Origin of the sequence: Gordonia sp. N1V (genome assembly GCF_029269935.1) — a bacterium.
GTDB lineage: Bacteria > Actinomycetota > Actinomycetes > Mycobacteriales > Mycobacteriaceae > Gordonia > Gordonia polyisoprenivorans.
Map to the genome: position 1 here is coordinate 1 of NZ_JARJDD010000011.1, position 20,534 is coordinate 20,534.

The following is a 20,534-nucleotide window of genomic DNA, read 5'->3' on the forward strand; positions in this document are numbered from 1 at the left end:
CAACTGCGCGTACTGGGCACCGAAGTCGACGACGAGCACCGGGCGCGGGCCGTCGATGAATCCCTGCGAATCGGTCACGGGGCGAGTCTAGTGGCACCGCCGGACACCGGGCGGTTCACCCTGCGCGCCCTGGCGGATCGCACGCCCCGATCGTCGTGGAATACTCATCTTTCGCAATGACTACTTCTGATACCCGGCCCAGTGCCTGGTCACTGACCATCGCCGACATCACCCAGGCGGCGGTGTTCGCCGCGCTGATCGCCGCACTCGGCCTGCCCGGCACCATCACCGTGGGCACCGCCGGCGTGCCGATCACCTTCCAGACACTCGGCGTGATGCTCGCCGGGGCGATCCTCGGCCCCAAGAAGGGCACGCTGTCGGTGGTCATCTTCATGGTGCTCGCGATCGCCGGCCTGCCGATCCTCTCCGGTGGCCGTAACGGCTTGACGGCATTGAGCTCCCCCACCGCGGGCTTCTTCGTCGGCTTCCTGCCGGGAGTGATCGTCATCGGCGTACTGACCGCGCTGATGATGTGGACGCGTACCCGATCGCAGACGGTGCCGCGGTATCGGGTACTGCCCGGCATCGTGATCAACATCATCGGCGGCATCCTCGTGGTGTACATCTGCGGCACCATCGGCCTGATGATCCGCGCCGACATGACGCTGTGGGCGGCGATCGCCGCGAACGGCTGGTTCATCCTCGGCGACGCGATCAAGGCCGTCGTCGCCGCCTTGGTCGCCGCCCAGGTCCACCGCGGATGGCCGGGTCTGATCGGCCCGCTGCGGCGACCGACCCACGAGGCCTCCCCGTCGAACTGACCGCGACCGGAGCGCCATCGTGATCGAGTTCTGCGACATCACCCACGCCTTCGGTGCCCGCACCGTCCTGCGCGAGGTGTCGCTGACCCTGTCGGAACGCCGAATCGGGATCGTCGGCGCCAACGGCAGCGGCAAATCGACCCTGGTGCGAATGATCAACGCGCTCGTCATCCCCGACCACGGCACCGTGACCGTGAACGGGATCGACGCACGACGCCACAAACGACGCGTCCGACGCGAGGTCGGCTTCATCTTCTCCGACCCCGACCGCCAGATCATCATGCCGACCGTCGCCGAGGACATCGAGCTCTCCCTCACCCGCACCGATCTGAGCAGAACCGAACGCGCCGAACGCACCCGGACCGTCCTCGACCGGTTCGGATTGGCCGACCACGCCGACTCCCCCGCCGGACGGCTCTCCGGCGGCCAGAAGCAACTCCTCGCCCTGGCATCGGTGTTCGTCACCGAACCCGCGGTGATCGTCGCCGACGAACCGACCACCCTGCTGGATCTGCGCAACGCCCGGATGTTGCGCGCGGTGTTCGCCGGACTGACCGAACAACTCATCGTCGTCAGTCACGACCTCGATCTCGTCTCCGACTTCGACCGCGTACTGGTGATGGACGACGGACGCATCGTCGCCGACGACGAGCCCACACCGGCACTGCGTCACTACCGGGAGATGATGACGTGAATCCGCTGGGCACCTACCGTCCGGGACACTCACCGCTGCACCGACTCTCGCCGGGAATCAAGCTGGTCGGGCTCGCCGCGGCGATCCTGGCGATCTCCCTGGCCGTACGCTCACTGCCCGCGCTGGGCATTGCCACACTCGCCGTGGCGGCGCTCTACGCGCTGGCCGGGATCGGACCGGTCACCGCCTGGCGACAGTTCCGGCCCACCCTCTGGATCCTGGTGTTCATCTTCGCTTTCCAGTGGATCTTCACCGACGCGCGGCGCGCCCTGCTCGTGTGCGGAATCCTGGCGCTGTCGGTGCTGCTGGCGGCGGTGGTCACCCTGACCACCCGGACCACCGACATGCTCGACTCACTGACCCGCGCACTACACCCGTTGCGGCGCTTCGGGATTCGTACCGACCTCATCGCGATCGCCCTGGCACTCACGATCCGCGCCATCCCCCTGATGGTCGAGATCGCCGGTCAGGTCGACGAGGCCCGACGGGCCCGCGGCCTACGCCCCGGACCGCGAATCCTGGTGGCGCCCATCGTGCTCGGCGCCCTGCGCACCGCAGACGGATTCGCCGAGAGCCTCTCGGCACGCGGCCTGGAATGACCGCGCCACTCGCCACGCTCCCGGCGCCGTACCCACCCGGCCCGCTCGCTACGCTCCCGGCGCCGTACCCACCCGGCCCGCTCGCTACGCTCCCGGCGCCGTAGGCAATTCGGCCCGCTCGACCGGCGTGATCGGCAATCGCAGCGCCCCGGGCGCATCCGCGGGTACCACGGGCGCATTAGGTGCCACCGGTTGCAGTCGCGTGTATCCCACACCCTGTTCCGGCCGGGTGTCGATCTCACCCTTGTTGGGCCAGAACGCCATCGCGCGCTCGGCCTGGGCACAGATCGACAACGACGGATTGACCCCGAGATTGGCCGAGATCGACGCACCGTCGGTGATGTGCAGCGTCGGGTAGTTCCAGACGCGGTGATAGGGGTCGATGACACCGTTGGCCGGATCGTCGGAGATGGCGCACCCACCGAGATAGTGGGCGGTCAGCGGCATGTTGACGATGTCGCCCCACGTGCCGCCGGCCATCCCGCCCGGGAGTTTGTCGGCGATCCGGCGGGTGGCCTCGTTGCCCTTGGGAATCCAGGTCGGATTGGGCTCGCCGATGCCCTGCTTGCTGGTGATGTAGCGCAGGGGTCCGCGTTTGCGGACGAAGGTCGTCAGCGAATTGTTGTTGTTCTGCATCACCAGCGCGATCACGGTGCGCTGACTCCACTTGTGCACCAACAGAATCCGGGCGAGCAGGAACGGATTGCGGGCCACCGCACGCAGGAACTGTCCGAATCGTTGGGCCGGGGTGCCACCGTCGGTGAGCAGCGTCTGCAGATAGGCGATGGCGTTGGAGCCCTTGCCGTACCGGACGGGTTCGATGTGCGTGTTCGGCTCCGGATGGAACGACGAGGTGATCGCGACACCGTGTGAATAGTCGTGCCGGGGATCGTATTTCGCCGCATTGGCGCCGAGGATTGACTCGGAGTTGGTGCGGGTCAGACGCCCCATGGCATCCGAGATCGCGGGCAGGGTGCGCTCCTTGGCGTGGTGGAGCAGACGCTGGGTGTTGAAGGTGCCCGCCGCGACGACCACCTGCGACGCGGTGTAGGTGCGGCTACGTCGGCCCAGCGGCCCCCACGACGACGACCCATGCGTGCTCACCTCCCAGGTACCGTCGGCGCGCCGGGACAGTCCGTCGACGGTCGTGCGGTCGATGATCGTCGCCCCGTGGCGTTCGGCCAGCCCCAGGTAGTTCTTCATCAGGGTGTTCTTGGCGCCGACCCGGCACCCGGTCATACAGGCGCCGCATTCGGTGCACGCGGTGCGCTCGGGTCCGGCCCCGCCGAAGTACGGGTCGGGGACAGTCTGTCCGGGACGACCGGCCAGACCGACCTTCTCTCCGAAGAACACACCGACCGGGGTCGAGGTGAAGGTGTCGCCGACACCCATCTCGTCGGCGACCTCACGCATGATGCGGTCGGATTCGGTGAACGTCGGATTGGTGACCACCCCGAGCATCCGCCGCGCCTGATCGTAGTACGGCGACAGTTCGTCCTCCCAGTCGGTGATGTGATTCCACTGGGGATCGGTGAAGAACGGGGTGGGCGGCTTGTACAGGGTGTTCGCGTAATTGAGCGACCCGCCGCCGACGCCCGCACCGGCCAGAATCATCACGTCCTTGAGGGCGTGGATGCGCTGAATGCCGTACAGGCCGAGCTTGGGTGCCCAGAGCCACTTGTTGAGCCGCCAGCTGGTCTTGGCGAAGTCCTCGTCGTCGAAGCGGCGACCCGCTTCGACGACGGCGACGCGATACCCCTTCTCGACCAGGCGTAACGCGCTGACGCTGCCGCCGAAGCCGGAACCGATGATGAGCACGTCGAAGTCGGGTGAACCATGGTGGGCTGCCATGGCGAATATTCTAACGCCGATTGTCACATTGAGTGATGGGGGTCTCGTTTTCCCTCAGCGGTGGATGGTCAGCCCGACCTTCTGGAACTCCTTGAGATCGGAGTAGCCCGCTTTGGCCATCGAACGACGAAGTGCGCCAACCAGATTCAACTCCCCGAACGGATCGGCGGACGGGCCGGTGAGAATCTCTTCGAGGGTCGGTCGGCCGTCGGGCGTGGCCACCTGCAACATGGCCCCACGCGGGGTGTCGGGATGCGCGGCCGCCGACGGCCAGTACCAGCCCCGCCCCGGGGCCTGCGCCGCGGCGGCCAGCGGAGTGCCGAGCACCGCCGCGTCGGCTCCGCAGGCGATCGCCTTGGCGAGGTCGCCGGAGGTGTGGATGTCGCCGTCGGCGATGACGTGGACATACCGTCCGCCGGTCTCGTCGAGGTAGTCCCGGCGGGCGGCGGCCGCATCGGCGATCGCGGTGGCCATCGGCACCCCGATACCCAGGACCTCGCCGGTGGTGGTGGCACCCGCGGTGGAGCCGTAACCGACGATGACGCCGGCGGCGCCGGTGCGCATCAGGTGCAGTGCGGTGCGATGATCGTGCACCCCGCCGGCGATGACGGGGATGTCGAGGTCGGCGATGAAGGTCTTGAGGTTGAGCGGATGCTCGGCGCCCTGCACGACGTGCTCGGCGGAGATGATCGTGCCGTGCACCACCAGCAACTCCACACCACCGGCCACCAGGGCCGGGGTCAGCTCGGGTGCGTGCTGGGGGCTGACACGTACCGCGGTGGTCACCCCGGCCTCGCGGATGGTGGCCACGGCCGCACCGAGCAGATCGGGATCCAGTGGTGCCGCATGCAGTTCCTGAAGGCGCCGCACCGCGGCCTGCGGATCGGGGTCGGTGGTTGCCACCTCGACCAGCTCGGCGATCTTGTCCTCGACGTCGCGATGACGCGCCCAGAGCCCTTCACCGTTGATGACACCGAGAGCGCCGAGTCGTCCGAGTTCGATGGCCACCGCAGGCGACACCAGGGCGTCGGTCGGGTGACTCAGAATCGGCGCCTCGAAACGGTAGGCATCGATCTGCCATGCGGTCGAGACGTCCTTGGACGACCGGGTCCGCCGCGACGGAACGATGCTGACGTCGTCGAGTTCGAAGGTCTGCCGCGCCGTCCGGCCCATGCCGAGGTCCACGAGGTCACGCACCGTTGCGCCTTTCTGTCCGGCGCACGGTCATGTTGCAACGCACGCCACGAGGGTCTTCTGGGCCGCCTCACGTGCGGACCGGTGAACTTGCGGGTCGGAGTCGTCGAGGCGAACTCAGCGAGAATAGTAGTTGGGCGCCTCGGCGGTCAGGGTGATGTCGTGCGGATGGGACTCCTTGAGTCCGGCCGCGGTGATCTGCACGAAGCGCGCCTTCTGCAGTTCCGGGATCGTGGTGGCACCGGTGTAGCCCATCGCTGCACGCAGGCCGCCGACGAGCTGATGGATCACCTGGTTCAGCGGACCCCGGAACGGGACCCGACCCTCGATGCCCTCCGGGACGAGCTTCTCCTCCTTGAGGACGTCGTCCTGGAAGTAGCGGTCCTTGGAGTAGGACTTGCCCTGCCCGCGGCCCTGCATGGCACCGAGCGATCCCATGCCGCGGTAGCTCTTGAACTGCTTGCCGTTGACCAGGATCAGATCGCCCGGCGCCTCGGCGGTACCGGCGAGCAACGACCCGAGCATCGCCGTCGACGCGCCGGCGGCCAGCGCCTTGGCGATGTCGCCGGAGTACTGCAGTCCGCCGTCGGCGATCACCGGCACGCCGGCCGCCTGACACACCGTCACCGCCTCGAGGATCGCGGTGATCTGCGGGGCGCCCACCCCGGCGACGACGCGGGTGGTGCAGATCGAGCCGGGCCCGACGCCGACCTTCACCGCGTCGGCGCCGGCGTCGACGAGTGCCTGCGCGGCCTCCCGGGTGGCGACGTTGCCGCCGACCACCTCAACGCGGTCGCCGACCTCGGACTTCACCTTGGACACCATGTCGAGCACCAGCCGGTTGTGGGCGTGGGCGGTGTCGACGATGATCACGTCGACACCCGCGTCGGCGAGTGCCATGGCCCGATCCCACTGCGTGTCACCGGTACCCACGGCGGCGCCGACGAGCAGCCGGCCGTCGGAGTCCTTGGTCGCGAACGGGTGCTGCTCGGTCTTGACGAAGTCCTTGACGGTGATCAGCCCGGTCAGTTTGCCGTTGCCGTCCACGATCGGCAGCTTCTCGACCTTGTTGCGCCGCAACAGACCCAGGGCGGCCTCCGCGGAGACCCCTTCCTGGGCGGTGATCAATGGGGCCTTGGTCATCACCTCGGCGACCGGCCGGTCCTGATCGACCTCGAATCGCATGTCGCGGTTGGTGATGATGCCGACGAGCTCACCCTTCTCATCGACCACGGGCAGCCCGGAGATGCGATAACGCGCACACATCGCATCGACCTCGGCGAGGGTGTTGTGCGGTGAGCAGGTGACCGGGTCGGTGACCATGCCGGCCTCGGAGCGCTTGACCGTCTCTACCTGGGCGGCCTGGTCGGCGATCGACAGATTGCGGTGCAATACGCCCATGCCGCCGGCGCGGGCCATCGCGATGGCCATCCGGGATTCGGTGACGGTGTCCATCGCCGAACTCACCAGGGGCACCCGCAGGGAGATGTTCTTGGTCACCCGCGAGGACGTATCGGCCTCGCTGGGGATCACATCCGATGCCGCGGGTAGCAACAGGACGTCGTCGAAGGTGAGGCCGAGCATTGCGACCTTGCCGGGATCGTCTCCACCGGTGCGAACGTGGGTCATCGGTCCATGGTATCGGGCAACCGGAGCCACAACCCAATGCGGCGATTCAGCTCACCCGTGACCCCTGTGGAGCATGCGCGTATCGGCCCGTCGAACTGTGGAACCGATGCGGCGCAGGTCACGCGATATCGGTTACGGTGGAGGTGTGCGTGACCACTTGCCACCAGGACTTCCGCCCGACCCGTTCGCCGATGATCCCAGCGATCCCGCGTCGGCGTTGGACTCGATGGAGCCCGGCATCCCCCTCGACGAGAACGAGCGGGTCGCGGTCGAAGAGGATCTCGCCGATCTGGCCGTCTACGAGGCACTCCTGGCCCATCGCGGGGTCCGTGGCCTCGTCGTCGTGTGCGAAGACTGCCACGAGGACCATTACCACGACTGGGATATGTTGCGCGCCAACCTTTTACAGCTTCTGATCGACGGCACCGTGCGTCCGCACGAGCCCGCCGTCGACCCCCGCCCCGACGACTACGTCACGTGGGACTACTGCCGCGGGTACGCCGACGCGCACAACCACCTCGGCGACGAACGCTGAGCTGATCGCTCAGGCGTTCCGGTCGGGTGGTGTCGGCCGGCCCCCGCAGACGTCAATGAGGCAGACGTCGATCAGGCAGACGGCGATCAGCCTGCCGGCGTGGTCGTGGTGGTCGTCGCCGTCGTCGGTGGCGGTGAACTGGTCGTCGGCGTGGTCGTCGGTGTGGTGGTCGGCGTCGACGACGGCTCCGAGGGAACGCTCGTCTGATCCGAGGTCTGCGGAGCACTGCTCTCGGTGCCACTGGCACCGGGAGCCGTGGTACCCGGACGCTGCGACGTGGGCGCAGCGGGTGTGCCCGACTCGTCGGACTGCAGCCGGGTGATCCACTGATTCATCTGATCCCGGGTTTGCGAGTCGCGTACCGGGCCCATCTTGGTCTGCGCCCGCGCGATGAGCTGCTGCGCCTGGGTGACATCACCGGAGGCGAGTGCCGCCTCGGCCTGCTCGAGATCCGAACGCACGTCGTAGGCGGCCTGCGTCTCCGACGCGGCCTGTGCGAACACGACCTTCTTGACACCCCACAGCGAGTCGCCCGGCTGGGCGCCCTCGCTCACCACGGTCAGACCGGCTGCGGCGACCACCGCGATCGCCGCCGCACCGGCGACGACGCGCAGCGAGCGCACCACCCTGCCACCGCGACGTGCACCGGAGCGCGCCGCCATCGCGCGCTCGACCTCGGCGACACCGGGGATCGGCGGTGCGGGCTCGGAGAGAACCTCGTGGCGCCAACCCGACAGCAATGCGGCCAACTGATACTCGGTGTCGTCACGGGTGGGCGTGGGCACGTCATGGGAGAGCGCGTCGATGAATGCGTCATCGAAGTGCACCTGCCGCAGGTCGATGTCGGCTCGTCGATCGTTGTAGTCGGGTGCACCGGAATGGCCGTGGCCACGTGGTGCATGTGGCCCGACACCGGAACCCGGAACGCCCCCCGACGGCTGCGGGCCCGGCATGGGTCGACGCCGGTCATGCTCGTCGTTCATTGCGTCGTCCACCTGCCTTCCTCAGCTCGTCTTTCAGTTTTGCCAGCGCTCGATGCTGGGCGACGCGCACCGCTCCCGGTGTGCTGCCGACCGCGTCGGCGGTCTCCTCCGCGGACATCCCGACCACCAGTCGCAACACGAGGATCTCGCGCTGCTTGTCGGGTAACACCGACAGCAGTTGTCGCATCCGTCGGCTGGCATCGGAGTCCAATGCCATCTCCTCGGGCCCGCCGAGGACCGTGGTGACATCGGGAACCGCCTCCACCGGATCGGCCTTGACCCGACCGGCAACCCGCATCGCGTCGGCGACCTTGTGGGACGCGATGCCGTAGACGAAGGCCATGAACGGTTTGCCCTGATCCTCATATCGGGGCAGCGCGGTCATCACCGCCATCAACGCCTCCTGCGCAATGTCATCCGCGGAGAACAAGTGGCGCTCTCCGACTCCGATTCGCCCTCGGCAGTAGCGCAGGATGGGTTCATGCACACTCTCGAGAACTGACGTGAGAGCCACGCGATCGCCCTGCCTCGCGGCGCGGACGGCGGCGTCCAGCTCATCACCCGTCAGTTTCATCGTCAGTCGAGATCCCCGTGTTACATAGTGTGTGGCGGACCTCACCTGGTCCGTTGCGGTGCCATGACGGCCTGAACAGCGGTGCCGCCCTGCGCGGGGACTGCCATGCGGGCGCGGCGAACCCCAAATACCTTAGCGATCGTTCGCCGACGTCACGAACGGCATGCCGCGCTCCATCAGCAATCGATGCAGATCGATGACGGAGGCGCCGGTCGAAGGCGCTGGACCGCCGGGTCCCGAATCCGGGGCGTCGCCGAGTCCTTGTAACAGCGATGACGCTGCCCAGCACAGGGGAAGCAGGCCCGCCTCGGCCGCCTGATCACGCACCGTCGAGGCGTCCTGTCGTGCGTGCTCGGTCTGCCCGGCGCCGGCGCGCGCAGCCGCGAGGACCAGCCCGGTCTTGATCCGATGGCGCTCGCTTCCATGGTCTGCGCGGTCGGCGAGCTGTGCCTGCGCTCGCTCGGCGACCTCGACCGCGTGCTTCGCGTCGCCGGTGTAGAGAGCCCACTCCGCACGCACCCAGAGCAATCGAAGCCGGCACCGGGCGTCGGGCAGCCATGGACCCTCGCCCAGATCCTGCGGCCGTCCGAGGACCACATCGGCCCGTTCGAGGAGTCGATGCGACACACCGAACCGCAGCAACCCCAGATTGTCGGCGGCGAGATTGACGAGAGTGTCGGCCAGGGCGGCGCGAGTCCACCTCGAGTCAGCGTGCCGTGGCGACGACCCGGCGGCATCGACGTATGCCAGCGCGCGCGAGTCCAGGGCACGCGCGTCGCGGTGACGACCCGACTGCCGGTACAGCGACGCCGCGGTGCTCGTGGCGAGTGCCGCCATCGGACCGTCGCCGGCACGCCGGGCGTCGGCCACCAACTCCGCCAGCGCGGTCAACGCGGCCGCCCCGTACCCGAGCCCACCGGTCTCGACTGCCGTACACCACCGCCGCACGCGCTCATCACCAGCGAAAACGTGTCCGGCGTCACCGTCCGGCGTCCCAGTTAGCATGAATTTAACTCGGCGACACAATTGTTAAAAATCTCGGTGGCATCAACGGTCGATGACGTGACGGTTTCCGTCAGGTTAATCGAATATCTTGGCCGCTCGTGCCGCACCATTTCTCCACGCCCTCCCATTTCCTTCCGGATACGCCAATACGCACTGCTCACACCGCATCTCCGCAGGCCACGGACGCCCCCGCAACACCGGTCGGCACGGCTGTGCTAACGCCGGGACTCTAGCTAACACTGCGTTAACAATGGCGGAATCTTTTCGATCATTTCCCGCTGATTGACGGTATTGACGTTGTTTCTCAGGCCCGCTTACTGTTCTCTTGCGTCGCCGGAAACGACCACGACAACGACCGTCATGAACTCCAGACCGGCGCCACCGTCGGATCACGTCGCGACTCGACGCCCACAAGGTCCACGCGAGTCCACGCCCTTGCAGAAGGAGATGCTGCCATGCCTGCACCGAACCACCTTCCCGGCCCCAACGCCGACGTCTGGGATTGGCAGATGCACGGCCTGTGCCGTGGTGTCGAATCGTCGATGTTCTTTCATCCCGACGGCGAACGCGGCCGGGCCCGGGCACAGCGTGAACGGCGCGCCAAGGAGATGTGCCATCAGTGCCCGGTGATCGCCCAATGCCGCGAGCACGCACTCGCGGTGGCCGAACCGTACGGCATCTGGGGCGGGCTGTCGGAATCCGAACGCAGCATGCTGATGAAGCGCGGTGTCGGACGCCGTATCGCGAGCTGAACGCGCACCAACCACCACCGGGGCGCAACGACCTCCCCGACACCCCTCTCACCACATGACGATGCCGGGGTGGTCACCCTTGTGGTGACCACCCCGGCATCGTCGTGAAGAAACCGTCGTGAAGAAGACCGACCGTCAGTGCGCGTGCCCGTGTCCGTGACCGGCCTCGGCGGCCTGCTCGGGCTTGTCGGTGACCGCGGTCTCGGTGGTGAGAACCATCCGGGCCACCGACGCGGCATTGACGACCGCCGAGCGGGTGACCTTGACCGGGTCGATGATGCCCTCGGCAATGAGATCGCCGTAGGTGAGGGTGGCGGCGTTGTACCCCTCCCCCGCACCGGACTCGGCGACGCGATTCACCACGACCGCTCCGTCGACACCGGCGTTGGTGGCGATCCAGAACAGCGGCGCCTTGACGGCCTCGCGAACAACCCGCACGCCGAGCGCCTCGTCGCCGGGCAGCGAGTCGGCGAGGGCGTCGAGCACCTTGGCGGCCTGCACGATGGCCGAACCGCCACCGGCGATGATGCCCTCCTCGACGGCGGCCTTGGCCGCGGCCACCGCATCCTCGACGCGGTGCTTGCGCTCCTTGAGCGCGGTTTCGGTGGCCGCCCCGACCCGGATCACCGCGATGCCACCGGACAGCTTCGCGAGCCGCTCGGCGAGCTTCTCACGATCCCAGTCGGAATCACTGTTCTCGATCTCGCGACGCAACTGGGCGGCGCGATCGGCGATCGCGTCCGCGGTCCCGGCACCCTCGACGATCGTCGTGGTGTCCTTGGTGACCACCACGCGCCGCGCCGACCCCAGCAGGTCCAGCTCGGCGGTCGCCAGGCTCAGCCCGATGTCGGAGGAGATGACGGTCCCGCCGGTGACCACGGCGAGATCCTCGAGGAACGCCTTGCGACGGTCACCGAAGAACGGGGCCTTCACCGCGACGGCCTTGATCGTCTTGCGGATCGAGTTGACCACGAGCGTCGACAGCGGCTCGCCCTCGACGTCCTCGGCGATGATCAACACCGACTTGCCGGCGTTGACGATCTTCTCCAGCAGCGGCAGGAAATCCGGCAGCGAACTGATCTTGTCGCGGTACAACAACACCAGCGCGTCCTCGAGAACGGCTTCCTGTGCGTCGGCATCGGTCACGAAGTACGGCGACAGATAGCCCTTGTCGAACTGGACACCCTCGGTGACATCGAGTTCGGTGCTCAGGCCCGAACCCTCCTCCACGGTGACGACACCGTCGACGCCGACGGTCTCCATCGCCTTACCGACCATCTCGCCGATCTCGGCGTCCCGCGAGGACACGGTCGCCACCTGCGAGATCGCCTTCTGCCCCTCGACCGGCGTCGCCGTCCGCAACAGTTCGGCGCTCAGGGCGTCGGCAGCCTTGCCGATGCCTGCGCCGAGCGCCATCGGACCCGCACCGGCAGCGACATTGCGCAGACCGGCCGAGACGATCGCCTGCGCGAGAACCGTCGCCGTGGTGGTGCCATCCCCGGCCACGTCGTTGGTCTTGGTGGCAACCGACTTGACCAGCTGCGCACCCAGATTCTCGAAGGGGTCTTCGAGATCGACGTCACGCGCGATCGTGACACCGTCGTTGGTGACGCTCGGCCCGCCGAAAGCCTTGGCGAGCACCACGTGGCGGCCACGGGGCCCCAGCGTGACCTTCACCGTGTCGGCGAGTTGATTGATGCCGCGTTCGAGCGCGCGGCGCGCCTTTTCATCGAATTCGATCTGCTTGGACATGAGTTTCTGTACTTTCTGCGATCGCTCCGCGAGTCGCGGTGTTCGCGCCTCAAGTCGCCGCTCTTCGTCGTCGCCGGCTTGTCGCTACGCTCCTCGCCGGCTCCTCCTGCATCGCGGCGCGGCGCGAACACATGGGGGAGCGGCAAACGCACGAGAGATAGGGAGTGATGCGCGAACAGGTGGTGGGGGTCGGGAATGAAGCGTTCCGTGTGACCGATGCGGTCAGGCAACTCCGCCCCGGTGACCCAAGGGGCACCGGGGCGGAGAGAGGTTCACGAATTCTCGTGTCGCTCCAACGCGTTGCGCTCTTACTTGCCGATGACCGCGAGCACGTCGCGCGCCGACAGGATCAGGTACTCCTCGCCGGCGTACTTGATCTCGGTGCCGCCGTACTTGCTGTAGATGACGGTGTCGCCTTCCTTGACGTCGACCGGGACACGGTTGCCCTGCTCGGTCACCCGTCCCTCACCGACTGCGATGACGGTGCCTTCCTGCGGCTTCTCCTTGGCGGTGTCCGGGATGACCAGACCCGACGCGGTGGTCGTCTCGGCCTCGACGGCCTGCACCAGGATCTTGTCCTCAAGCGGCTTGATGTTCACGCTCGCCACGATGTCAGTCCTCAACTTTCTCGTTCGAGAAGTGGATGTACTTGTTGCAGTTGACCTGCATTGGGGGGCTCTGCCACAAACCTCGTCGTCGCGGGTGCCGAGGTTCACAACACAGTGCCTATTGGCACTCTATACATGCGAGTGCCAGCACTCAAGGGCGGCGGGTGCAAAATTCTCAGCAGTGGGCACACGGCTGCGGAACGGACACCTCCGCCACCGCTGCGGCCGGCGATGCGGCAGGCTCGTCCCTCGACTCGCCCGACCGCCCTCCACCCGCGGCGGCGTCGCGTCGACCGAACCAACTCACCGCCACCGCGCCGACCAGACCGATCACCGACAGCGCGCTGACCAGCCAGATCGCCGTGGTCATCCCGCCGAGCAACTCGCCGGGTCGATTGTGCTCCCCCGAGCTGGAGAGCACGGCGGTCACGACGGCGAGCATCACCGCCCCGCCGATCTGCACGCTGGTGTTGACCAATCCGGACGCGAGCCCCTGCTCGTCGTCGTCGACGCCCGCGGTGCCCTGAGAGGTCACCGACGGGAACGTGAGCGCGAAACCGATGCCGAGCAGGATGATGGTCGGCAACAGGAAATCCGCGTAGGCCATGCCGGGCTGGGCTCGTGCGAACCAGAGGTATCCGCCGAGGAAGGCCGCGAATCCCAGCACCATCAGCAACGGGGTGGGCACGCGGTCGAGTACCCGGTCCATCCGGGTCGCGCTGGCCGCGACGATCAACCCGGCCGGCAAGAAGCCGAGGGCCATGGCCAGCGGGGTCCAGCCGAGCGAGTCCTGCAGGTAGAGGGTGACGACGAACTGGAAGGCGACATACCCGCCGAACATCAGCGCACCGGAGATGTTGGCGTGTACCAGCAGGTACGACCGCAGGATGCCCAGTCGCACGAGCGGGTGTCGGTGCCGGATCTCGATGACCAGGAAAGCGACGGCCAGCACGGCCGAGGCGACGAAGGTGCCGATGGTGGCCGTCGACGCCCACCCGATCTCGGGAGCCCGGACCACCGCGAACACGAGCAGCAGCAGCGCACCCGTGCTCGTCGCCGCACCGAGGACGTCGAACTGCGCCCAGCGGAACGCGACCCGCTCACCGTGCGGGATGACCCGCAGCCCGGCGAAGAACAATCCGATCGCCACCGGTCCCGGGAACATCAGGGTGGCCCTCCAGGACCACTCGGTGAGCAGTCCACCGAAGACCAGACCGAGCGAGAAGCCGCTGGCCCCGCAGACGGTGTAGATGCTCAGTGCGCGGTTGCGCGCAGGCCCCTCGGCGAAGGTGGTCGTGATGATCGACAACCCGGCCGGCACGGTGAACGCCGCCGCCACCCCCTTGATGAATCGCAGGGCCACGATCAGCATGTCGATGTCGACGACGGCGCTGGCCACCGACGCGACCGCGAAGACGCCGAGCGCGACGAGGAAGACCCGCCGCCGGCCGAGGAGATCGCTCACCCGGCCGCCGAGCATGAGCAGACCGCCGTAGCCCAGGACATATCCGCTGACGATCCATTGGAGCTCGCTCTGCACCATGCCGAGATCGGAGCCGATCGAGGGAAGTGCGACCCCGACCATCGACACGTCGAGCCCGTCGAGGAACAAGGCGCCGGCCAGCACCACGAGCAGAATCCAGGTTCGCGCCGGCCAACCCGATCCGGTCGTGACATGACCGGCCGCCACATGGTCGGCCGGGTCGAGCGGTGACGCGTCGTGCGGCGCGCGCGGCGCCCCCGTGTGTCCCGGCACGGCCGGGGAAACCACCTTGCGATCTGTGAATGCCATGCCGATCACTATATGCATACGCATCTAATGCGTCTACATTATTTGATCTCACATTATTTTCTCACGCATAAGATGCGGTGGCAGTGATATGCTGCGGCCATGACCACGGCGGCAGAAGGAGACGCGACGAGCGGAGCCGGCGCCGCCAGCGACGACCGTGCCGAGGAACTCGCCGCCGCATGGCACGATCTCTCGGTCCGCTTCCACCGCATCCAGTGCACCCTCGACCGCGAACTACAGACGCTGCACCAACTGTCCTCCAGTGAATTCGAGGTCCTCGAACTTCTTTGGGGCGCAGCGGATCACAGCCTTCGGATGAGCGATCTGGCCGGGCGGGTGCATCTGACGCAGAGCGCACTGTCGCGCGTGGTCGCCCGACTCGACAAGGACGGACTCGTCGAGCGCACGATGTGCGCCACGGACCGACGGTCGGTGTTCGCTGCTCTCACCGACGAGGGAGCGCGACGGTACACCGATGCCCGGCCGACCCAACGTCGAATCCTCGCCGAGCAGTGCGTGACGTGCCCCGAGGTGTCCGGCGGCGGGTTCACCACCACCTGACGCAGCGCTCCGCCGTCACAACTGCGAGACCTGCACGCTCATCCCCGGATCGGTCGCCACCGTCAGCGGTGAGGGCTGCGCACCGCCGGCGATGACGTGGGCGCCGAGCGTCGCGATCATCACCCCGTTGTCGGTGCACCGGCGCGGAGTGGGTACCCGCAGCGTGATACCCGCTGCAGCACAACGTTCTTGCGCCAGAGATCGAATACGCGAGTTGGCCGTCGCCCCGCCTCCGAGCACGAGAGTGTCGACGCCGAGGTCATCGCACGCACGTACGGCCTTGAGCGTCAACACGTCGGCGACCGCCTCCTGAAAGGACGCCGCGACGTCGGCGATCGGTACCTCGACGCCGTCTCGTCGACACTTCTCCACGTAGCGGGCCACCGCCGTCTTGACCCCACTGAACGAGAAGTCATACCGGGCGTCGCGGGGCCCGGTCATTCCCCGGGGGAACGCGATCGCCGCCCGATCCCCAAGCGCTGCAGCCTTGTCCAGAGCCGGTCCACCAGGGAAACCGAGGTCGAGCAGGCGGGCGACCTTGTCGAACGCCTCGCCGGCCGCATCGTCGACGGTGGTACCGAGTTCGACGATCGGCTCGGCGAGATCGGTGACGTGCAGCAGGTGCGTGTGCCCGCCGGAGACCAGCAGGGCCACGCATTCGGGCATCGGTCCGTGCTCCAGCGTGTCGACCGCGACATGTCCGCCGAGATGATTCATCGCATACAGCGGGACATCCCAGGCCAGCGCATAGGATTTCGCTGCCGCCACTCCCACCAACAGGGCCCCGGCCAGACCCGGGCCGATGGTGACCGCGATGGCATCGGGACGATCGATCCCGGCCGCCGCGCGAGCCCGCCGCATGGTGGGCACGATCGCCTCGAGGTGTGCGCGGGAGGCGATCTCGGGGACCACTCCCCCGAATCGGGCATGCTCGTCGACGCTGGAGGCCACCTCGTCGGCAAGCAAGACCGCCCGACCGGGCTCGTCGGTGCCCGGCTCCCAGCGCACGATCCCGACTCCCGTTTCGTCGCAGGAGCTCTCGATACCCATCACGATCATGTGTGCTGCCCGCCCTTGCCTGCCGAATCCAGTGTCTCGTCGACGCCGACCCGACCGGAGGCCGACGGACGGATCATCGTGTAGGCGTCGGCACCCGAGGGCTGGTAGTAGCCGCGCCGCACGCCCGACGTCACGAAACCGTTGCGCTCGTAGAGCGCGATCGCGGTGACGTTGTCGACGCGCACCTCGAGGAAGACCGGTGCGTCGACGGAGTCGGCGACCTCGAGCAGCGCATCGAGTAACGCCCTGCCGTAACCGCGTCCGCGATGGGTCGGCGCGACGGCGATCGTGTGGATCTCGCAGTCGAAGCTGCCCTCGGATCCGAGGGTGGAGATACCCGCGTAGCCGGCGACGGCACCACCGAGCTCGTCCCGGGCCGCGAAGTAGCGGTTATACGGCGCGTTCAGCTCTGCCCGGAAAGCCGTTGCCGGCCACGGTGAATCGCCGGCGAACATCTCCTTCTCCAGGGCGGCACAACGGGGGATGTCGCGGTAGTCGAGAGCATCGATGATCGGCGCACCGGTGGTCACGACGCGCCGACCTTCTTGGGTTGCTGGTCCTTTCGTTCCACCGCATCGGGTCGGCGCAGATAGAGCGGAAGGAGCGGCGGTGGACTCTGCCCACCGGTCACCGCAATCGCGGCCGCACCGAGCAATCCGGCGACCGAGGGTACGGTGATCGCCGGATCGTCGCCACCCCAACCACTCTGGCGCAGGTGGGTCGCCGACCCGCCAACCGCGTCGACACCCGAGTCGGAGAGGATCTCGGCGACGACACCGGGAGCGCTCACCTCCGGTCCACGCGTGCGGGTGTGCCCGCCGTCGCGGTAGAGCGCCCAGTACACCTCACGGCGGCGCGCGTCGGTGAGCGCGAGCACCGTGGCGCCCGGCGCGCTCACGCGCCCCACATCGTGCGCGATGGCATCGAGCGAACAGACACCGAACACCGGAATGTCCAGGGCGTCACCGAATCCGGCGCCGGTTGCCATGCCCACCCGCAGGCCGGTGAACGGCCCGGGCCCGGTTCCGACGACCACCGCGTCGATGCCATCGCGGCCGACGCCCGATTCCTCGAGTACCTCGGCGATGAGCGAGGTCAGGATCTCCGCGTGGCGACGCCCGTCGGCCACCGCGCGGACGGCGACCACATGGCACTCGGGAGCCCCGGCCGTCGTCGTGATGCGGCCGATCCCGGTGACGACGGTGTCGGTGGCGGTGTCGATCACGAGCACGGTCCGAGTGCGCCCGGTGGGAGTGCTCTCACCCGCCACGGTGCCGGGGGCCGTCTGCGCCGACGGTGACTGCGCCGACGGTGTCGATTCCGTTGTGCTCATCGGTGATTCACCCATTCCCAACTCGCGTGCCGCACGTCGGTGTCGGGGTCGCGGACCAGACGTACCAGCAGATGTCGCTCGGCCAGACGTTCGGCCACCCCCTCGCCCCACTCGACCACCACGACGGCGTCGGCGAGGTCGGTGTCGAGGTCGAGTGCGTCGAGTTCTTCGAGCCCCCCGAGCCGATAGGCGTCGACGTGAATCATCCCGGGCCGACCGGCCGAGGTCGGCCGGTGTTCGCGCGCGATGATGAACGTCGGTGAGGAGACCGGGCCGGCGACGTGCAGCCCTCGCCCGATGCCGCGGGCGAGAGCGGTCTTGCCCGCACCCAGAGGTCCGTCCAGTATCACCAGGTCACCGGCCGAAAGTCCTTGCGCGAGTTCCTCTCCGAACATCTCGGTGTCGGCGACGTCCGGGAGATCGCGGGTCTGCGGTCCGCTCATGCGCGCAGCCTCCGCTGCCACCAGCGACGCCGCGGAGCCGGGCGGGCCGGACGCGCACGGTCGACGAGATCGGCGATCGCGTCGGTGACGCGGTCGGGCGCCTCCATCTGCACCATGTGCCCGGCGCCGTCGACCACCTCCATCCGCGAGTCGGTGCCGAGTTCACCGTAGAGCTGCAGGGAATTGGGCAACGGCGTCATCCGGTCCTCGTCGCCGCATACGACCACCGAGGGCACCTGGGCGATCACCGGAACACCCATCCACTCGTCATGACGCTCCAGCGCGTTGAGGAAGTTGACCACGGTCACGATGGGCGTGTTCTGAATCATCTTCTCCACCGCCCGCCCGGCAGCCGGACTGTGGAAATCCGGGCCGAAGCTGGCGGCGACGAGCACCGGCTCGAGGAGTAGCCGGGTCAGGTCGCGGCCCGCCTCGATGACCCGCGGGGTGTTGCGGGCGGCGACCGCGAACCCGTCGAGCAGTGGATTGCGCAGTCCCCGACCGAGTCCGGCCTCGGTCAGACCGCTGGCGGCGGTCGCCACGAGCGCCACTCCCGCGATCCGGCCGTCGGCGGCGAAGAGCTGCGGATACCGCCGCGCCAGCGCCATCAGTGTCATCCCGCCCATCGAATGCCCGACCAGGACCACCCGCCCCTCGGGTGGCGTGGCATCGAGGATCGCGACGGCGTCATCGGCGAGTTGCTGCATCGTGCACGTGTCCGCGGGGGCCTCGCCACTGCGACCGTGACCGCGATTGTCGTAGAACACCATGCGAATTCGGCGATCGGCCCACAGCTGTGCCAGGGCATAGCGCTGAAAGTGCCAGCTCGCCAGCCGCAGGCTGAACCCGTGCACGAAGATCACGGTCAGCTCCGGCGTCTCGTCCGGCTCGAGGCCACCGAGGTCGACGGTGCGTACCGCCAGCTGCACGCCGTCGGCCGCGAGCACCGTCGACGCCCGATCCTGGTACATCGTGGTGAAATCGATCCCCTGATAGGGATCCTGGCCCCGTCGGATTCGACGCCGGGTGGCGCTGCGTGCCGCTCCCGCGGCGGCCAGCCCGCCGAGGGTCGCCACCCCGGCGAGTCCGGCTGCCAGGCCGACACGCTCGGTGGAGTTCACCACGTCGCCTCCTGCCGCCGGGATGAGACGTACTCGCGGCGCGCTCGCCCGCCGATCCGTGCGAGGATCTCGTAGTCGATGGTGCCGATCGTCTCGGCCCACTCCGCCGCGGTGGGTCCGCCGCCGACGCCGGTACCGAACAACTCGGCGATGTCACCCTCGCGCACGCCGCCACCGTCGGGGCCGAGGTCGATCACGAACTGATCCATGCACACCCGGCCCACCTGACCGAAGACACGATCGCCGATTCGGACCCGCAACCGTCCCGACGCGAGTCGTGGTACGCCATCGGCGTATCCGGCCGGGATCACCGCGATCGTGGTGTCGCGCTCGGTGGTCCAGGTGTGACTGTAGGAAACCCCTTGTCCGGCCGGGATTCTCTTCACCAACGCCACCTCGGCACGCAGGCTCATCGCCGGGATCAACCCGAATTCACGTCCAAGGATCGGTACCCCGCCGTAGAGGGCGATTCCGGGCCGCACGAGATCGCGCGCAAGGTCCGGGCGGGTCAGTGCCGCAGGAGAATTCGCGATGTGCATGACCTCCGGCGGCGCGTCGAGACGGATCAGGTCGGCGCGCGCCTCGTCGAGGCGCTCGGCCTGCAGCGAGTTCAACGGGTGCTCGGGTTCGTCGCCGCGGGCGAGGTGGCACATCAGCGCTCGTACCCGGACGGCGTCCTCGGCGACGGCCTTCGCGAGATCGTCGGCGAAATCCGCCCATTCCTCCGGCGCCACCCCGCTGCGCCCGAGGCCGGTGTCGAGTTTGACGGTGACCGTGGCCGCGGTACCCCGATCTCGGGCCGCCTCGAGGACGGCCGCGAGCTGACGACCCGACGAGAGTGCGACGTCGAGGTCGGCGTCGATGGCGGCGGAGAAGTCCGCGCTGTTGGTGTGCAGCCAGCACGTGATGTGTTCGGTGATCCCAGCGGCCCGAAGCGCGAGTCCCTCGCCGATCACCGCCACGCCCAGTTCGGCCGCTCCGGCGTCCAGGGCCGCACGTGCCACCGGCACCGCACCGTGCCCGTACCCGTCGGCCTTGACCACGGCGATCACGCCCGTACCCGCTGCCTCGCGCACCACACCCACGTTGTGGGCGATGGCGTCGAGGTCGACGACGGCGGCCAGGGCCGAGCCGTGATGCCCGGAGCCGGGCGGCGGTGAGGTGATCATCGCCGCCCATTGTCCCAGATTTGTGAGGGCCGCCGTGGTCCGGTGTGCCGGCGTTGCCC

General features: G+C 68.0%; 22 protein-coding genes. 7 read left to right on the top strand and 15 right to left on the bottom strand.

Features of this window, described 5'->3' with window-relative positions; all coding sequences use genetic code 11:
- The 4 genes from P3L18_RS15215 to P3L18_RS15230 form a co-directional block, all read left to right on the top strand.
- Nucleotides 1-180, top strand: a 180-nt coding sequence (locus tag P3L18_RS15215; RefSeq protein WP_276114526.1) for a hypothetical protein, incomplete at its 5' end; no start/stop codon positions are given.
- Nucleotides 177-821, top strand: a complete 645-nt coding sequence (locus P3L18_RS15220) for a biotin transporter BioY (protein WP_276114527.1) — start codon at nucleotides 177-179, stop codon at nucleotides 819-821. The genes P3L18_RS15215 and P3L18_RS15220, both read left to right, overlap by 4 nt.
- A gap of 19 nt (nucleotides 822-840) precedes the next feature.
- Nucleotides 841-1,515: an energy-coupling factor ABC transporter ATP-binding protein gene (locus P3L18_RS15225; RefSeq protein WP_014359491.1), complete on the top strand. Its 675-nt coding sequence runs from the start codon at nucleotides 841-843 to the stop codon at nucleotides 1,513-1,515.
- Entirely contained in the window at nucleotides 1,512-2,114 is a 603-nt protein-coding gene (locus tag P3L18_RS15230) for an energy-coupling factor transporter transmembrane component T (RefSeq protein WP_276114528.1), read from the top strand. Before P3L18_RS15225 ends, P3L18_RS15230 begins: the two co-directional genes overlap by 4 nt.
- A gap of 84 nt (nucleotides 2,115-2,198) precedes the next feature.
- Here P3L18_RS15230 and P3L18_RS15235 read toward each other — a convergent pair whose 3' ends face one another.
- The 3 genes from P3L18_RS15235 to guaB form a co-directional block, all read right to left on the bottom strand.
- Nucleotides 2,199-3,965 carry a GMC family oxidoreductase gene (locus P3L18_RS15235; RefSeq protein WP_276114529.1) on the bottom strand — a complete coding sequence of 589 codons (1,767 nt, stop codon included), beginning with the start codon at nucleotides 3,963-3,965 and terminating at the stop codon, nucleotides 2,199-2,201.
- A gap of 54 nt (nucleotides 3,966-4,019) precedes the next feature.
- Entirely contained in the window at nucleotides 4,020-5,162 is a 1,143-nt protein-coding gene (locus tag P3L18_RS15240; protein ID WP_006367562.1) for a GuaB3 family IMP dehydrogenase-related protein, read from the bottom strand.
- Nucleotides 5,163-5,276: 114 nt separating this feature from the next.
- Nucleotides 5,277-6,788: an IMP dehydrogenase gene (gene guaB, locus P3L18_RS15245; protein ID WP_006367563.1), complete on the bottom strand. Its 1,512-nt coding sequence runs from the start codon at nucleotides 6,786-6,788 to the stop codon at nucleotides 5,277-5,279.
- A gap of 145 nt (nucleotides 6,789-6,933) precedes the next feature.
- Between guaB and P3L18_RS15250 the strand changes: the two genes are divergently transcribed.
- A complete protein-coding gene (locus P3L18_RS15250; RefSeq protein WP_014359487.1) occupies nucleotides 6,934-7,323 on the top strand; it encodes a DUF5319 domain-containing protein in 390 nt (129 codons plus the stop codon).
- Between the two features lie 86 nt (nucleotides 7,324-7,409).
- Here the strand turns inward: P3L18_RS15250 and P3L18_RS15255 are convergent, their stop codons facing one another.
- From P3L18_RS15255 to P3L18_RS15265, 3 genes are all read right to left on the bottom strand, one after another.
- Nucleotides 7,410-8,276 carry an anti-sigma-D factor RsdA gene (locus P3L18_RS15255; protein WP_276114653.1) on the bottom strand — a complete coding sequence of 289 codons (867 nt, stop codon included), beginning with the start codon at nucleotides 8,274-8,276 and terminating at the stop codon, nucleotides 7,410-7,412.
- A 13-nt stretch (nucleotides 8,277-8,289) separates the two neighbouring features.
- Nucleotides 8,290-8,880: a sigma-70 family RNA polymerase sigma factor gene (locus tag P3L18_RS15260; RefSeq protein WP_014359485.1), complete on the bottom strand. Its 591-nt coding sequence runs from the start codon at nucleotides 8,878-8,880 to the stop codon at nucleotides 8,290-8,292.
- Nucleotides 8,881-9,012: 132 nt separating this feature from the next.
- Complete coding sequence (locus P3L18_RS15265) at nucleotides 9,013-9,885, bottom strand: hypothetical protein (RefSeq protein ID WP_210739049.1); 873 nt, start codon at nucleotides 9,883-9,885, stop codon at nucleotides 9,013-9,015.
- A gap of 455 nt (nucleotides 9,886-10,340) precedes the next feature.
- Between P3L18_RS15265 and P3L18_RS15270 the strand changes: the two genes are divergently transcribed.
- Nucleotides 10,341-10,637, top strand: a complete 297-nt coding sequence (locus tag P3L18_RS15270; protein ID WP_006367568.1) for a WhiB family transcriptional regulator — start codon at nucleotides 10,341-10,343, stop codon at nucleotides 10,635-10,637.
- Nucleotides 10,638-10,772: 135 nt separating this feature from the next.
- Here P3L18_RS15270 and groL read toward each other — a convergent pair whose 3' ends face one another.
- The 3 genes from groL to P3L18_RS15285 form a co-directional block, all read right to left on the bottom strand.
- Entirely contained in the window at nucleotides 10,773-12,389 is a 1,617-nt protein-coding gene (groL, locus tag P3L18_RS15275; RefSeq protein ID WP_014359484.1) for a chaperonin GroEL, read from the bottom strand.
- A 308-nt stretch (nucleotides 12,390-12,697) separates the two neighbouring features.
- On the bottom strand, nucleotides 12,698-12,997 hold the full coding sequence (groES, locus tag P3L18_RS15280) for a co-chaperone GroES (RefSeq protein WP_006334733.1): 300 nt from the start codon (nucleotides 12,995-12,997) through the stop codon (nucleotides 12,698-12,700).
- Between the two features lie 175 nt (nucleotides 12,998-13,172).
- A complete protein-coding gene (locus P3L18_RS15285) occupies nucleotides 13,173-14,789 on the bottom strand; it encodes an MFS transporter (RefSeq protein ID WP_276114530.1) in 1,617 nt (538 codons plus the stop codon).
- Between the two features lie 99 nt (nucleotides 14,790-14,888).
- Here P3L18_RS15285 and P3L18_RS15290 point away from each other — a divergent pair, with 99 nt between their 5' ends.
- Entirely contained in the window at nucleotides 14,889-15,350 is a 462-nt protein-coding gene (locus P3L18_RS15290) for a MarR family transcriptional regulator (protein ID WP_014359482.1), read from the top strand.
- Nucleotides 15,351-15,365: 15 nt separating this feature from the next.
- Here the strand turns inward: P3L18_RS15290 and tsaD are convergent, their stop codons facing one another.
- The 6 genes from tsaD to alr are packed head-to-tail and all read right to left on the bottom strand — an operon-like array spanning nucleotide 15,366 to nucleotide 20,475.
- A complete protein-coding gene (tsaD, locus tag P3L18_RS15295; protein WP_276114531.1) occupies nucleotides 15,366-16,409 on the bottom strand; it encodes a tRNA (adenosine(37)-N6)-threonylcarbamoyltransferase complex transferase subunit TsaD in 1,044 nt (347 codons plus the stop codon).
- Nucleotides 16,406-16,939, bottom strand: coding sequence for a ribosomal protein S18-alanine N-acetyltransferase (gene rimI, locus P3L18_RS15300; RefSeq protein WP_006367573.1), 534 nt, complete (start codon nucleotides 16,937-16,939; stop codon nucleotides 16,406-16,408). The genes tsaD and rimI overlap by 4 nt, the downstream gene beginning before the upstream one ends.
- Nucleotides 16,936-17,742: a tRNA (adenosine(37)-N6)-threonylcarbamoyltransferase complex dimerization subunit type 1 TsaB gene (tsaB, locus tag P3L18_RS15305; RefSeq protein ID WP_276114532.1), complete on the bottom strand. Its 807-nt coding sequence runs from the start codon at nucleotides 17,740-17,742 to the stop codon at nucleotides 16,936-16,938. Before tsaB ends, rimI begins: the two co-directional genes overlap by 4 nt.
- Nucleotides 17,739-18,185, bottom strand: coding sequence for a tRNA (adenosine(37)-N6)-threonylcarbamoyltransferase complex ATPase subunit type 1 TsaE (tsaE, locus tag P3L18_RS15310; RefSeq protein ID WP_014359478.1), 447 nt, complete (start codon nucleotides 18,183-18,185; stop codon nucleotides 17,739-17,741). The genes tsaB and tsaE overlap by 4 nt, the downstream gene beginning before the upstream one ends.
- Nucleotides 18,182-19,306 (bottom strand): alpha/beta hydrolase, encoded by a 1,125-nt coding sequence (locus P3L18_RS15315; RefSeq protein WP_276114654.1) that lies wholly within the window; start codon nucleotides 19,304-19,306, stop codon nucleotides 18,182-18,184. Before P3L18_RS15315 ends, tsaE begins: the two co-directional genes overlap by 4 nt.
- A complete protein-coding gene (gene alr / locus P3L18_RS15320) occupies nucleotides 19,303-20,475 on the bottom strand; it encodes an alanine racemase (RefSeq protein WP_079929217.1) in 1,173 nt (390 codons plus the stop codon). The genes P3L18_RS15315 and alr overlap by 4 nt, the downstream gene beginning before the upstream one ends.
- Nucleotides 20,476-20,534: the final 59 nt, after the last annotated feature.

Bases quoted from the DNA above. Each gene is read 5' to 3' on its own strand.
- P3L18_RS15260 (WP_014359485.1), bottom strand. From the start codon at position 8,880: ATGAAACTGACGGGTGATGAGCTGGACGCCGCCGTCCGCGCCGCGAGG.
- P3L18_RS15270 (WP_006367568.1), top strand. From the start codon at position 10,341: ATGCCTGCACCGAACCACCTTCCCGGCCCCAACGCCGACGTCTGGGAT.
- P3L18_RS15220 (WP_276114527.1), top strand. From the start codon at position 177: ATGACTACTTCTGATACCCGGCCCAGTGCCTGGTCACTGACCATCGCC.
- P3L18_RS15265 (WP_210739049.1), bottom strand. From the start codon at position 9,885: ATGCTAACTGGGACGCCGGACGGTGACGCCGGACACGTTTTCGCTGGT.
- tsaD (WP_276114531.1), bottom strand. From the start codon at position 16,409: ATGATCGTGATGGGTATCGAGAGCTCCTGCGACGAAACGGGAGTCGGG.
- groL (WP_014359484.1), bottom strand. From the start codon at position 12,389: ATGTCCAAGCAGATCGAATTCGATGAAAAGGCGCGCCGCGCGCTCGAA.
- P3L18_RS15235 (WP_276114529.1), bottom strand. From the start codon at position 3,965: ATGGCAGCCCACCATGGTTCACCCGACTTCGACGTGCTCATCATCGGT.
- tsaB (WP_276114532.1), bottom strand. From the start codon at position 17,742: ATGAGCACAACGGAATCGACACCGTCGGCGCAGTCACCGTCGGCGCAG.
- P3L18_RS15290 (WP_014359482.1), top strand. From the start codon at position 14,889: ATGACCACGGCGGCAGAAGGAGACGCGACGAGCGGAGCCGGCGCCGCC.
- guaB (WP_006367563.1), bottom strand. From the start codon at position 6,788: ATGACCCACGTTCGCACCGGTGGAGACGATCCCGGCAAGGTCGCAATG.
- alr (WP_079929217.1), bottom strand. From the start codon at position 20,475: ATGATCACCTCACCGCCGCCCGGCTCCGGGCATCACGGCTCGGCCCTG.
- P3L18_RS15285 (WP_276114530.1), bottom strand. From the start codon at position 14,789: ATGGCATTCACAGATCGCAAGGTGGTTTCCCCGGCCGTGCCGGGACAC.
- P3L18_RS15255 (WP_276114653.1), bottom strand. From the start codon at position 8,276: ATGCCGGGCCCGCAGCCGTCGGGGGGCGTTCCGGGTTCCGGTGTCGGG.
- tsaE (WP_014359478.1), bottom strand. From the start codon at position 18,185: ATGAGCGGACCGCAGACCCGCGATCTCCCGGACGTCGCCGACACCGAG.